Genomic DNA, 13,669 nt, shown 5'->3' with positions numbered 1-13,669 from the left:
CGGCGGAGCAATGGAATCATTCGTTCCTGTCTTCTCTGGTACACTAGGAAGTCTTGGACGCAAAGATGCAATTGGTATAATCGGCGGAAACAAAACGCAATTAAAAGGTTTACCAGCATCACTTATGAAAGAAGCAAGTAACATTCGTTACTTATCTCATATCAAAGGGTTATTTGCATTAGCTTATTAATTTGGATAGACCTCATCTTTTAGTGGGGTCTTTCTTTCTTTAATATAGATTTCAAGAACACTCTTTTAGATTTATAAAGAATTTGGTTACTACTTAGTAAAAAGAGAGGAACAATAACATGAATATATTAGATGCAAGAGTAATTAATACTCATCGGGGTTTGGAAACCTATTTAGACTCAGGAGAAAATGTTGCAATAAAAAAAATTCAAATTCCTACTCAAAATCATCCATTTTATGAAATTCAGTTCGGGATAGAGTACTTTCTCTTGAGAAAAGGAAAGTATTATGATCGCCAAAGAAACTACTTTATTATTCAGATGAACCCTGATTTTACCTCTATTACATTAAAGGAGACTGAAACTGAGAGTTTGTTTTCAGTTAAAAGTGAAGAGGAACGAGAAGCAACAAAAGCACTTATAGGAGAATGGTTTATTCAAACCAATAGCTATAAACAATCTATACAGGAATCAATAGAAAGAATCAGAAAAGAAGAAATATCTACAGAAGAAGATATTAATAAAAAATTAAAAGCTAAAAATTTTCTAAAAAAAGTATCTTATTTAACATCAAGTGATATTCAAAATGCTCCTATTAAAAAACAAACACAAGTGTATATGGTCATGACATTTTAAATCTAAAAAGAGAATTAACTTTGAAATTCCCTCTCATTCACTAAATTATGAATAAGATATTTTTAATAATTAATTTTTCATAAAATAATCTTAGAAAAAACCATACCTACTAACAATCGATTTGTTTATGAATTTACAACTAAAATACTCGTCAAAAAATGCCTTACCCCACTGAATATAAAGGCTTTTTTGACGATTTTCTTCTATTCTTAACAATAGAAATATGCTAATATCACCTTTCTCTCCCCTTAATTATCCTCTTACGGACGAGATATTTAAATCTATTATAAGATGTTAAAGTAATTATTATTGTTAACAAAATAAAAAGCCACCCAGTGTTTGCAGGACAGGTGGCCTTTTACTATAAAATGCATGTGCAGTCACATAATAACATATCTTTTCCAAAAATACTATATTTTAAAGGGCTAGCATATCTATAAAATGCGCGCTTTTTATACATTCTCGTTTCTTTCAATTATCCAAAGAATATAGTCATATCAACGATGTATAAAAAGTCGCCTACTCCGAAAAAAGAATCCTTGGTGGAAGCTGAACAGCTCACTGCTCCAAGGATTCTTTTAATTAATTGGTTCCTTTAAGGTACATTACGTTAAGTAAATAATGAAGTATCTCGTTAAATAAATTAGTTTTATTATTTAAATAAAGTGGCCAAAATGGCTATTTTTTCACATATACTATATTAATATTTAAAGGTTTATAACGTAAATATTTTTTCATTTACTTAAGAGTGTAGACCTTCCATTTATTTTTCTCTTTATAATCTATATAATTAATCCATCGTTCTCCTTGACTAATATAATCATCAAACTTAGCATTTCTGACTACAATATAACCACCACATTCATCTGCGGTCTGTTTCGCAATGGATTGTGTATCAAAGGGAAGTGCGACTAATTCATCATTTGTAAATTCGTAACTGGATATCTCTTTCCTTTTTACGTTTCTACATGATTCACTTACATGATATAACTTACCTAACTTTATAAAATAGTATGGATATTCTTTGTTAGGAAACTTAATCCCCCCTACTTCTATACCCTTTAATATCCTCATAAGTAAATATTAACCTATTATTGGAACTTGAAAACCTAATATCCTCCTAAAAAAGCTTTTAAGCACTATAGTGTTTAAAAGCTTTTTTGTATGAAGTATCATTATTAGGTTAGTTCTATTATGCTTCCAACTTTTTCTCCAATGGAGGTTTAGGCGACTTATTAAGCCGAAGATTACCTGATAAATATAACCCAGTAAAGACAAACAGGGAAGCAATCACATCATATATCGTAATCTCTTCACCTAATAAGATAGAGGCTAAAAGGTAACCTGCAATAGGTGTTAGAAATAGCCAGATATTTGCTTTAACCGTATCTTGTTTAAGTAAATAAAACCATAGGATCATGGCAAAGATTGAAACACCTAAAACGGACCACACTAGATATAAAATCAGATTCATATCAAATACCACAGGTTCATCTAATTCTAAAAGCATAGAAGGTATAATTAAAATAATTCCACCAAATAAAACCTGCCAGGCATTAATTACTAAGCTAGGCAGTTGCAACTTTTGTTTTTGAAAATAAACACTGCCAATGGCCATGGATATCATGCCAATTAGTAGCAAGAGTATTCCACTCCATGTAGAATGCCCATCTTGTAATAAAGGATATGTAGCAATTACTAAGCCAATGGCTGAAACAAGCATCCCCATCCACTCTTTCTTCTGAATGAAACGATTCATGAAAATTGAGGACAGAATTGCAACAAGAAAAGGATTAACCACGACTGCTAAGTTAAAAAAGCCAGATGATACGGTTTTTAGTGCCCAAAAACCACAACCAAGATACAGAGAAGTATTAAATAACCCTAATAGTATCAGTGGTTTCCATTCATGTTTTTGGGGCATGCGGTATTTACCTTTCCTAAACAAATAAATATATACTAACAATAAACTACCGGCTAAAAGAAAGCGAATAGTCCCCATTATTAATGGAGGGGCCGATAAAAGACCAAATTTAACAGATACTGCCCCAGATGCCCATAGAATCGTAAATAAAATACCAAAAAACATTTCTTTCTTCCCCCTTCAGATACTTACTAGGTATAAAATTAATTTAGATAGCCCTTTTCCAGAAAGTAGACGATTATGATGTGTTTTATATAATAAAAGGTGCGCTCTAACTGAGTGCACCTTTTGTTTTTATGAATTATATATTTCTCTGTTTAAATTCACAATATCTTTATGTGAATATCCAGGCTGGTAACTCTCTATCGCCTTATCCCGTAGTAATGGTGCTTTTTCTTTATTTGCCTTTTTCAATGCTTTCGTTAGTTCATCTTTTGTTAGCTCTGTGCAGTAAGCAGGAGTTCCTGGCTGTTGTCTCCAAGAGTCACTTAAAGAACCACTATCTATTGTGTCGAAGCCTAGCTCGTTTACTACGTCCATGATTACTTGTTTTTGTGATAGGTCATTACCAGCAATGGCAATAGCAATGCGTCCACTAGTACCTTCGGGAGTTCCTTCATTTTCTAAAGTATGGGCTAATAAATTGTTGAAAGCTTTAATGATAGGTCTACCTAATTGATTTGAAACCCAAACACTTTCAACCATCCCGTTCTCAATTTCTTCGATTTTATTGTCCCTAAAAGGATAATAATTTGAAGTGTCTACAACGATTACGTCCTCTCCAACTTTATCTACAATGTTGCGAATGCTTGGCATTGCATGAAAAGGGATAGAAATTATCAGAACATCAATATTCGTTATTACATCTTCTACACTCACAGGTATTCCTGTAAGTTTTTTTCCTTCTAAACGTTCGATTCCTCTAGCATCTGCAATTTTGACATCGTGTCCATTCTTAACTAATTTTTTAGAAATATTTGATCCGATTGGTCCTGCACCTATAATTCCAAATCTCATTATTGTTCCTCCTAAAGAATTTGTATATAAAAGAATTATTTTACTTAAAGTTATACAATGATATGTTTATCAAACCGTACACATATATTTATTAGATATTAAACATGTATTGAGTATTTCTGTTACATATACTAGAATAAAATCATTTCTCATTTTTTTAAAGTAGGCAATAAAAATTGCCATAGTACATTTTTTTGTACTTAACAGTAGAAAGCAGGTGAAAAGGTGTCTAGAGTATGTAAGGATGGATTTGACAAAGAGTGTATAAAGGAACAAAGAGAAGTATATGGCATTGCTTATACTCAAAATATGCTTTCAGGACGCTGGAAGTATATTATTCTTTGGTTTTTAAAAACGAAAGAACGTCGTTATAGCGAAATTAAAGCTTTTTTATGGGACATTTCACAAGGTTCTCTTACAAAACAGTTGAGAGAACTAGAAACAGATGGATTAATTAAGCGAGAAGTTTTTCCGGAGGTGCCTCCACGTGTTGAATATTCCTTAACAACTAAGGGGCGAGAATTTATTCCAATACTTGATATGATGGAGAATTTCGGAAAAAAATTTGGGGAGAAACCTGAGTAAAATAATAAAACAATATTTTTTATTATTTGAACCTACGTTGTGAAGTGTTGTACTTAAATTAACCGGGGCATTTCTTCAAGAAGGAGAAGTGCTTATTTTCTAGAATTTATTGTGATAACAAGTTTGACTAAATAGAGTTATTCTATCTAATTCAAAACGCTGCCATCTTATTTTTAACGATGGTAGCGTTTTGAATTATTTTACGATATTACATAGAGATTTCTTCACTGGCGCGTTTAATCAGTTGCAATAACCTTAGCTTTTGAAACAGCAATGATAATAGAAAGCTACCTTTTTTCTATAAGTACAAAAAAATGTACTATGGCAATTTTTATTGCCCTCTTTAAAAAGATGACAATAGGCTTTATTCTAATGTATGTAACGAAATTACTGAATACAACAAGCTGATGTGTATCAAGGTTATATCTTATTGTTGGATCCATACTTTTGACTTCCATAGCCCGATAAAATATGAGTAGGTCCCTTAAGATAAATTGACAACTAAATTTTCACCTTGTATAGTTAGCTTGCTAAATACATTTCAGTAGTGGAGGCATAACTATGAACGATAAGGTTGATTGTGATATTCGGCAATCGTTAGATAAAATTTCATTTCAAATGCGTCGAGATTATAATGAAAGTCTAAGAGAACTTAATCTTTATGTTGGCCAAGATAATTTACTCTCTCGTTTGTGGTTAGGCGATGGCGTAACACAAATGCAACTATGTGAACATTTAAAATGTGAACCACCTACGGTGACAAACATGGTCAAATCTTTGGAACAAAACGGATTTATATATCGTAAGCGTGATGAAAAAGATGCAAGGGTCATGCGTATTTATCTAACGGACAAAGGCAAAGAATTAGAAAAACCGGTTGAGTTCAAATGGAAACAGCAGCAAGAAAAATTACTCCATTCAATCTTACCGGAAGAACGCTTACTATTAAGGGAACTTATGAAGCGAATGGAGAGAAACTTGTTCTAAGTTTTCTCCATATTATTATTTAGTATGCTAAATATAAAATAGCTTTATATCATTTGTTTACCAAAAAGGGTTATGGAATCTACTGAAGAGGGTACGTCTAGCTGATACAATGATATCCAGACTTGCTAAAATACTTTTGCTTAATTTCATAAGAGAATATATTTCTAAAGACGTACATTGAATTATAGCCGTTCCCTGCAAAGAAGTCTTTTTTTCCGAAATCAGGGGATCCAATATTTTAACGAATTATCACACCAGCCTTTAACTATAATGTACTCAAACCCAAAGGTATATCAGTATTCTACGTTACAATTCAGGTAGGAAATCAAAAAAGTCCTGTCTTTACTGAGTAATAACTAGTAAATTAATTAGCAAGCTAAATATCTTCCAACATTCTCTGATCTACTGAAACGTGATTGAAAATAATTTACTTCAGGCTCTTTTGATGACTTGAAGGCTATTTAAAATAAAGGAGAAGAGGTACATGACAAAAAGAAAAGAGATGCAACTAGCGCTACAAATGGTTTCTGGGTACGGAGCTGAATTCAGCGCTTGGAGAATGCCTGGCACCGACCCAGCAGCCTACACAAATATAGATAGTTATGTGGAACGGGCTAAATTAGCTGAAAAAGGAAAATTTCAAATGATCTTCATTGCCGATACTCCTGCATTAACCAATGACTTAGGTCCTCAGACTCCTATGTTCCCTATGGATCCTATGTTAGCACTAATGGCTGTAGCCAGAGAAACGAAACATATTGGGCTTGTTGCTACGCTCTCAACGACATTTAATTACCCATATAACATAGCACGTCAATTCAAAGCACTGGATGTTATAAGTCACGGACGTGTAGGATGGAATGCAGTCACCACATCCGATCCATTAGCAGCAGCAAATTTTGGTGCTCGGGTTGCCAATCGCAAAGAACGATACGATATGGCACATGAATCCATACAGATTGTCCAAGCATTATGGGGTAGTTGGGAAACAGACGCTTGGACGTTAGATGTAGATGGAGGGAAATTTGCCGACATGGACAAAATTCAGCCTATCAATCTTGAAGGGCAGTATTATGCATCTCGTGGTCCTTTGCCAATCCCCCCTTCTGATCAAGGACAGCCAGTTATTTTCCAAGCAGGCGGAGGAGGTGAAGGATTGGAACTAGCAGGAAGGTACGCTTCTGGTGTCTATGCAAACCCTTATGATATAGAGTCTGCTCGTGAACACAGGCAAGCGCTTCGACAAAGTGCAGCTCGTTTTGGCCGAAATCCCGAGGACATCAAGATGTATGCAGGTTTTATGTTCTCCATAGGTTCAACGGAAGAAGAAGGTTTAGAACGACGAAGACAGCTTATGAGTTTTAATCCTAATGAGATTCCCAGCAGGGTAAGTTACCTTGGTTCCATGGTTGGCTTACCATTATCGGTGCACACGGTAGATATTGATCAACCATTAGCAACTGACATGTTAAAAAAGGCATATGCCAACCCAATGGATCCGCGTTCTCCTAGAGCTTTAGAGCTGCTGAAACAAGGGCTTTCCATTCGAGATGTTCTTGCCCATGGGGTTATTAACTATCATCCGGTAGTTGCGGGCACCCCCATACAAGTTGCTGACTTCTTGGAAGAATGGTTTTTGGCCGGTGCATGTGACGGTTTCTCGGTTGTTCCGGATATAGCTTATGATGGAGTTGCTGATTTTGTGGAACTGGTTGTTCCAATTTTGCAAGAGCGCGGTTTGTTTCATAGAGAATATGAAGGAAAAACACTGCGCGAGAATATGGGCGTGCCTTATCAATACGGAGCGCTTAAATATTAAAATAATTAATAGAGGAGAGATATTAAATGAATAATAATACCCTTGAATTGCTTCATAAACATACATCCATTCGTTCATTTACAAACCAGCCACTGACTGAGGAACAAAGAGATGCAATTTTTAAGGCAGCTAATCAAACTTCATCTTTCAGCCTACTACAAGTGGTTTCTATCATTAGAATTACTGATTCAGATCTTCGAAAAAAGGTGACGCAACTATCTGGTAATCAACCGTATATTGATGATGCTGCCGAGTTTTGGATTTTTTGTGCTGATTTTAACCGAAATCATCAGATTGCTCCCAAGGTAGACCTTGACTATATAGAATACCTTTTAATCGGTTCATTCGATGCCGGGCTCATGGCTCAAAATGCTTTAACGGCAGCTGAATCAATGGGACTCGGTGGTGTATATATTGGTGGAGTAAGACTTAATATTGCAGAATTAACTGAGGTATTAAATTTACCAAAGTATGTGGTACCTTTAGTGGGGCTATGCATAGGCCATCCTTCTGGAGAAAAACCTGGACTAAAACCACGTTTACCTCAATCAATGGTTATGTTTGATGATCAGTATCAACCACTAGACCAAGAAAAATTAGCAATCTATGACCAACAGATGCGTGAGTATTATCAAGATCGTCCTGTTAAAGCGCCTTTCATGGTGAAGAAAGTAAAGGGATGGAGCGATCATATTGAGGATCATCTTGATCTTGAAAGAAGTAAACTGCCATTTACGCTTGATTATTTAAACAAACAAGGATTTGCTAAGAAATAAACTATTATTAATTAAATTGATTCACAGGGAGATATAGATAATGAAGAAGCAATATAATACGCGTGCCATCTTGGCATCGTTGCTTATGTGCGGTTTTGTCGGCATGTTTAGTGAGACTGCTCTAAACATAGCAATGACTAATCTAATGGAGGTGTTCCAAATTTCAGCCGCAACCGCACAGTGGTTAACAACCGGTTTCCTACTGACTCTTGGCATTTTAATGCCAATGAGTGGATTGCTGCTCCAGAGGTTTACAACGAGACAGCTATTCACGGGTTCGCTTACAAGCTTAATTCTAGGTACACTCATTGCGGCGCTCGCTTTTAATTTTGAGATGTTGATGGTCGCCCGTATTTTACAGGCGGCAGGCATGGCATTATTACTTCCACTCATGTTCAATACGGTTCTTGTCATATACCCGCCGGAAAAACGGGGGGCGGCAATGGGATTCGTTGGACTTGTTATCATGTTTGCGCCAGCAACGGGCCCGACCATAGGCGGTCTATTAATCGAATATTTAACATGGCATTATATCTTCTGGTTCTCGCTGTTGTTCCTGATTGTTGGGCTATTGATAGGACTGAAGTACTTGGAAAATGTCAGCGATGTCACGAAGCCCCGGATAGATCTGCTGTCTGTCGCATTGTCAACAATCGGATTTGGAGGAGTTGTCTTCGGTTTCAGTAAGGCAGGCGCAGGATCTGAAGGATGGGGCAGCGCAGTTGTGGTCACTTCAATCATTATTGGGATCGTCGCACTGGTCCTGTTCATACTACGGCAGAATTCCATGCGCGATCCGATGATGAATCTGAGCGTTTTCAAGTACCCAATGTACGTCGTTGGACTACTCCTGGTACTGTCGTGTATGTTAATCATTATGTCGAGCATGATTATCCTGCCGATGTTTCTGCAGACGGGCGCAGGATTGTCTGTTTTTACTGCAGGACTCATGCTTTTGCCAGGCAGCGCGTTGAACGGTATCCTTTCCCCGCGTATGGGGAGCTTGTTCGATAAATATGGGCCAAAATGGCTTGTTATTCCCGGCCTCGTAATCGTTGCAGTCATGTTATGGTTCTTTACGACCCTATCCCCTGCTTCCTCGGTGGCCTTTATTGTGGCTTTGCATATTGGGCTCATGGTTGGGGTAGGCATGATATGGATGCCTGCTCAAACAAACGGGCTAAATCAATTGCCGCCAGAGTTATACCCGCACGGCACGGCAGTGATGAACACACTACAGCAGGTCGTGGGCGCGATTGGAACGGCGGTCGCAATCAGTATCCTTACGGGCGGTATGGAGAAATACTTGCATGGCTCCTCAGCTCCGGCCAAACAGGCTGATATTGCAAATGCGATGACGGCTGGATCACAAAACGTGTTCCTGTTCACGATGATCATAGCACTGATTGGCTTGGTTATAGCGTTCCTCATCCGCCGCGTCCCAGTCAGCCGCGAGGCGATCAATTCGACACATTGATGTTCTTAAAAAACATCGAGGATAATATCCTTTAGTTTTTTCCAATTAGATTAATGAAACATAAAAAAGGACTTTAACTTTAAAGTCCTTTTTTATTTCTACCGAGAAGGCACACTATGTTAATTAAAATTGAATATGACATACGTATATAAAGGTAAATTACTTTTTACACGTATGTAAAGGTTTATTTTATTCACTAAATAGACGTTCTGACATATGATTCTACATTGTCCAAAAAGGTGTACCTTTTGGTACTTATCTATATTGAACAAACCCGATCATAAATTAACTATACACAGTTAAGGGGATTCTGGTGCAAAAGTGTTGAAATGTTGTTATTGAGAAGTTACCAGAAAAAAATATCCTTTATTTTGCAGTTGAATGTCAATTTATTGCACTTCTGAGTATTTCTCATAATATTGTTTTTAGTGAAGGAGTTGGGGGATTGAAAAAAATCATATACTGGATTATTTTTATTTTTTTGATTGTAGCTTATGTGACTGACATAGAAAACATTGACCTAAAGGATTTATTCTCTTCATCACACGAAAGTACTACATCTTATGATAAATAAAGTGATCTATTTTCCGAATGATAAATATCCCATAATTATTTGTGATAAGTAAAGGAACTCGCCAAAGTAGTAGCAGGTTTAAGCCTGCTTTTGCTACATAAATGTTTCATAGCTAGAGAAATATTTATATAAATGGTTTATATATACTACCTAAGATGAATGAATCAACACCTTATGAGTGTAGTGATATGTAAAAGAGAAAAAACCACTAGGATGGATTCTAGTGGTTTTACTGTTTAAAAATCGTTATATTCTTCTAAGTCGTCATCGTCTAATGAGCCAGATATATTTTCTAAATCTGCAATCTTTCCTTCTTTCAGTTGGGGAACCTTTGAAGGCTCTTCTTCTTTGAAGGAATGGTTTCTTCCGAAACCCGTTGTTTTTGCTAATGTTTTTAAATCAGCTAATTCATTCTTGATATGTTCAAACATTTCGTAGGTTTTTTTGTCTTCTATTGCTTTTCTTCCATTAGATGAATCATCTAGATCACGTAAAATTAAAGATGAAATATAGTCCCCTAACCTACGCGATTTAGCATGTTTAGCTAGTTTATTATAAACTTCATCACTCAATCGATTTGTCTTAATGGTAAACGCATTTTGACGCTCTGACATCCCTATCACCTACGTTGTTAGGATTTAACGGCTTTCTTTTCTGCTACTTGCTTCTTTTGAACGTAACCAATACTACGAATCTCTAAGCCAAATAAATTTAAATGGCGGCTATCTTGGGGAACCCTATGATACTTCTCCGTACGTTCTTCTCCAATTTTTTCACGCATACTATTCATGATAGCTACTTCTAAAGTAGGAGCTACTCCACCGCAGTATACATACTTACGTAGTTTATTCGCTGGTGGAGGTGCAACATCATTTAATTTAGCTAATAAAATCTCCACATATTCTCGTAGTGAAGATTTTATTGTACTTGTTAAATCAATCGATTCACCTGTATTCTCGTTTTTTAATACAAACTTTTGCTTGCTGTAGTTATCGAGAATAAATTGATCAAAGGCACGTAAGTCTGTAAATAATTCTAGAAATTTCTCTTTACGCAATTTATCAATATGAGCTAAATAAGGAATACCTTCAATGCTTTGGAACGATTCACGGCTATTAGCAGCTTTCAACCCTTCGGGTAGAATAACCACATCAATGGAACCACCGCCTATATCCACCATCACCGTTTCACATTCTCCATACTCATTTGCATCTTCACGATCTTGAAGAGTTAAGTCTTTTTTTAACGCAAAACGTGCACTTTCTCCCTCTTTTAAGCACGCACTTTCTTCTACTAATACCTTTAAAGTATTTTCAAAACCAGGAGTATGCACAGTAAATGTATGGTCGCCTAAGAAACGATTAGCCATGGCTTTTTGAGCCGCCCCAAATGTGCTCTCTTTCTTAAGAAGCCAGATTGGTAACATGGTAGAAAAATAGTCAATTTCAATTATATTGTCTTTTTTATTTTTCGCATGTAACGCATGGTAATACGCAATCGCAGCTAAAAAAGTGATGTATGGAATATGACTTGTAATTTTATTATGTAATTTATTAATGTGATTATTAGCCAGCAATTGACTAGCTGCAATGTCACCTACTAAGAAATAACGTTCCTTCTCTTCTCCCTTAATTGTTGTAGAAAGTAAAATGCGCTTTTTGAATTCTTCTGGAGCTGTAACAGCATCTGTGAAAAAGGAGTCTGCTGCTTCTTTTTGAAGTTCAACTACGTTCGTTGGAAAATCAAATAGATATCCATCCATAATGTTCATATCAACGGAGTTACCGCAGTCTTTATTAAAACGTGAAATTTTCATTTATAAACACCTCATTTTTTAAGTTGAACTTATATTCAACTTATTGTACTTGATATAGGATAAATATTCAATATGTGAGAGCAATTTAGTTATCTACAAAACATTACATATATCAACAATTATGCAAATTAAGTGGAACTTGTATCCCCTACGATATTCAAATTCATTATCTTATGTACCTTACTTTATATCATGAATATAAAAAGAGTCTGCACCAAAAAAGGACGTCTGGAAAGATCACTGCTGTAGCATTTATGAAGGAAGTAGGAATGAAAAGGCGACATTTTATAATAAGGTAAAAGCTTATAGGGTAAGGAAGTAATCCCCTTTTGTATCTCTATGGTGTTAGACATGCTAGCAAAATAGGTGATGCTTGCTATTTGTAGTTATTCCAATGCAAGCAATAGGTTAGTCTTTTTTCTAAACTGAACATCTCGACACTGAAGCCATTCATAGAAAAACTTTTAGAGGTTGCGTAAGAAAGTAGTAATTCACTTAAGTTCACACATATAGCTTTGGTAAAAACACTCTAATCCAAAAAAGCACCCTGAAAGGATGCTTAATAGTTAGCCTGTAAAACTTCAATTTTTTTCTTGAGTTTTTGGCTTTCTTCCTCTAATTTAATGATTCTATCTTGGAGTTCTTTATTATCCCAGTTGTTTTCCAGCTCTTCAGATAATTCCATTCGCTTTTTATGGATCTCAATTCGTTGTTTAGCCATTTCTTCTACCTCTTTATTTAATTGAAATTGTTCGTATGGATTCATATGAATTCCTCCTTTATTTCTACTTTCAACATAAACAGGCAAGCCCTTTAAAATAAAGTCCAGTGAGTGTTTCCCACAAACATAGTGACAGCCCCGAACGTACTAGCAATAAAGCTAAAATTCCATACAGTCCGCATCCAAACTACCAAAGATCCATATGTCTTTCTGAAGGCTACTTCACGCATAAAGATGAGATAAAGTACTGTAAACCCATATACACCAAATGCTACCCATTGGAAAGTTTCTTGAATTTGAGGGGCTACTAAGGCAACTGCCACTAAAGCTACGGTGAAAATGAGGTTCACAACCATAAAAAAGCTTACAAAACGCATCCACTTAAACCCTTTCTCATACAGTTTACCTGCATCTTGGTCTTCTTGTTTTAACTCTTCCATTATTCATTGCCCCTAGTATTTAATTTTTATCTATTATAGCACGCGATATTAGTTTCATTTTTAGATTGCTAGTATTAGTATATTCAATCTTAGGAGATTAGCCGCGAGTATTTTGTAGTTTGTCCATTAGAGTTTCATATCATATTTAATTAAAAGCAGTTTACATTTGTAAACTGCTTTTTTACTGACTACTTAGACTGAAGAATCGCTTCTTTAACATACACTTTGTAGTCAATAATTGCATCCTCTATTATGGGCAGTTCACTTTCTGAATTGATATATCCAGCTAATGGTTTCGTACTTGTCTCAAAATAAGGGAGTTCTTCGTCAAGAGAAAACTTAATACTGTCTTCATTTAGTGATAACATGTCAACTATGGTGTCAGTACTTATTTCTTCTAAATACAGTTCTTTTGCTGAAATGATATTTATAGTGCCCACACATTTTAAGTCCACCACTTTAAAGCCTTTATCTAACAGTTCTTTCACTAAATCTTTAGGCATCTAAAACCCTCCTTAATACTTACTAATTTTCGAAATAAAGAGAGGGATTCCTTTAGAATAACGTCCAGGGACTATTACACATGAGCATGTATAAAAAAAAGAGCAGTTTGCAAATGCAAACTGCTCTTTTTTTTGATGACCCGTACGGGATTCGAACCCGTGTTACCGCCGTGAAAGGGCGGTGTCTTAACCGCTTGACCAACGGG

The 13,669-nt window shown here is 35.8% G+C and carries 14 protein-coding genes, 1 tRNA gene and 1 pseudogene; 7 read left to right on the top strand and 9 right to left on the bottom strand.

Features of this window, described 5'->3' with window-relative positions; all coding sequences use genetic code 11:
• Positions 1-190, top strand: a pseudogene (locus SB717_RS32755) (NAD(P)/FAD-dependent oxidoreductase); the annotation flags it as partial.
• Between the two features lie 118 nt (positions 191-308).
• Positions 309-824: a hypothetical protein gene (locus SB717_RS32750; RefSeq protein ID WP_410906932.1), complete on the top strand. Its 516-nt coding sequence runs from the start codon at positions 309-311 to the stop codon at positions 822-824.
• Between the two features lie 738 nt (positions 825-1,562).
• Here the strand turns inward: SB717_RS32750 and SB717_RS32745 are convergent.
• From SB717_RS32745 to SB717_RS32735, 3 genes are all read right to left on the bottom strand, one after another.
• On the bottom strand, positions 1,563-1,898 hold the full coding sequence (locus SB717_RS32745; protein WP_410906930.1) for a hypothetical protein: 336 nt from the start codon (positions 1,896-1,898) through the stop codon (positions 1,563-1,565).
• A 118-nt stretch (positions 1,899-2,016) separates the two neighbouring features.
• Entirely contained in the window at positions 2,017-2,913 is an 897-nt protein-coding gene (locus SB717_RS32740) for a DMT family transporter (protein ID WP_410906928.1), read from the bottom strand.
• A gap of 129 nt (positions 2,914-3,042) precedes the next feature.
• Positions 3,043-3,765 (bottom strand): NADPH-dependent F420 reductase, encoded by a 723-nt coding sequence (locus SB717_RS32735; protein ID WP_279621101.1) that lies wholly within the window; start codon positions 3,763-3,765, stop codon positions 3,043-3,045.
• A gap of 225 nt (positions 3,766-3,990) precedes the next feature.
• Between SB717_RS32735 and SB717_RS32730 the strand changes: the two genes are divergently transcribed.
• From SB717_RS32730 to SB717_RS32710, 5 genes are all read left to right on the top strand, one after another.
• Positions 3,991-4,350: a winged helix-turn-helix transcriptional regulator gene (locus SB717_RS32730; protein ID WP_279621100.1), complete on the top strand. Its 360-nt coding sequence runs from the start codon at positions 3,991-3,993 to the stop codon at positions 4,348-4,350.
• A gap of 561 nt (positions 4,351-4,911) precedes the next feature.
• Positions 4,912-5,337 carry a MarR family winged helix-turn-helix transcriptional regulator gene (locus tag SB717_RS32725; protein WP_155660930.1) on the top strand — a complete coding sequence of 142 codons (426 nt, stop codon included), beginning with the start codon at positions 4,912-4,914 and terminating at the stop codon, positions 5,335-5,337.
• A 484-nt stretch (positions 5,338-5,821) separates the two neighbouring features.
• On the top strand, positions 5,822-7,156 hold the full coding sequence (locus SB717_RS32720; RefSeq protein WP_410906926.1) for an NtaA/DmoA family FMN-dependent monooxygenase: 1,335 nt from the start codon (positions 5,822-5,824) through the stop codon (positions 7,154-7,156).
• A 26-nt stretch (positions 7,157-7,182) separates the two neighbouring features.
• The gene (gene nfsA, locus SB717_RS32715; protein ID WP_410906924.1) at positions 7,183-7,932 is read left to right on the top strand and encodes an oxygen-insensitive NADPH nitroreductase; all 750 of its coding nucleotides are present in this window, start codon (positions 7,183-7,185) and stop codon (positions 7,930-7,932) included.
• Between the two features lie 40 nt (positions 7,933-7,972).
• On the top strand, positions 7,973-9,409 hold the full coding sequence (locus tag SB717_RS32710; RefSeq protein ID WP_410906922.1) for a DHA2 family efflux MFS transporter permease subunit: 1,437 nt from the start codon (positions 7,973-7,975) through the stop codon (positions 9,407-9,409).
• Between the two features lie 810 nt (positions 9,410-10,219).
• Here SB717_RS32710 and SB717_RS32705 read toward each other — a convergent pair.
• The 6 genes from SB717_RS32705 to SB717_RS32680 all read right to left on the bottom strand — a co-directional run bounded on the left by SB717_RS32705 (position 10,220) and on the right by SB717_RS32680 (position 13,669).
• Entirely contained in the window at positions 10,220-10,597 is a 378-nt protein-coding gene (locus tag SB717_RS32705) for a hypothetical protein (protein ID WP_410906920.1), read from the bottom strand.
• Between the two features lie 17 nt (positions 10,598-10,614).
• Positions 10,615-11,799 carry an Alp7A family actin-like protein gene (locus SB717_RS32700; RefSeq protein WP_410906918.1) on the bottom strand — a complete coding sequence of 395 codons (1,185 nt, stop codon included), beginning with the start codon at positions 11,797-11,799 and terminating at the stop codon, positions 10,615-10,617.
• A gap of 559 nt (positions 11,800-12,358) precedes the next feature.
• Positions 12,359-12,565, bottom strand: a complete 207-nt coding sequence (locus tag SB717_RS32695; RefSeq protein WP_410906916.1) for a hypothetical protein — start codon at positions 12,563-12,565, stop codon at positions 12,359-12,361.
• Positions 12,566-12,612: 47 nt separating this feature from the next.
• On the bottom strand, positions 12,613-12,960 hold the full coding sequence (locus tag SB717_RS32690) for a hypothetical protein (RefSeq protein ID WP_410906914.1): 348 nt from the start codon (positions 12,958-12,960) through the stop codon (positions 12,613-12,615).
• A gap of 188 nt (positions 12,961-13,148) precedes the next feature.
• On the bottom strand, positions 13,149-13,463 hold the full coding sequence (locus tag SB717_RS32685; protein WP_410906912.1) for a hypothetical protein: 315 nt from the start codon (positions 13,461-13,463) through the stop codon (positions 13,149-13,151).
• Between the two features lie 136 nt (positions 13,464-13,599).
• Positions 13,600-13,669, bottom strand: a tRNA-Glu gene (locus SB717_RS32680).

The organism is Priestia sp. SIMBA_032 (genome assembly GCF_046535215.1).
GTDB classification, from domain to species: domain Bacteria; phylum Bacillota; class Bacilli; order Bacillales; family Bacillaceae_H; genus Priestia; species Priestia aryabhattai.
The sequence above is the reverse complement of the archived record's forward strand: the minus strand, read 5'-3'. Positions and strand labels throughout refer to the sequence as shown.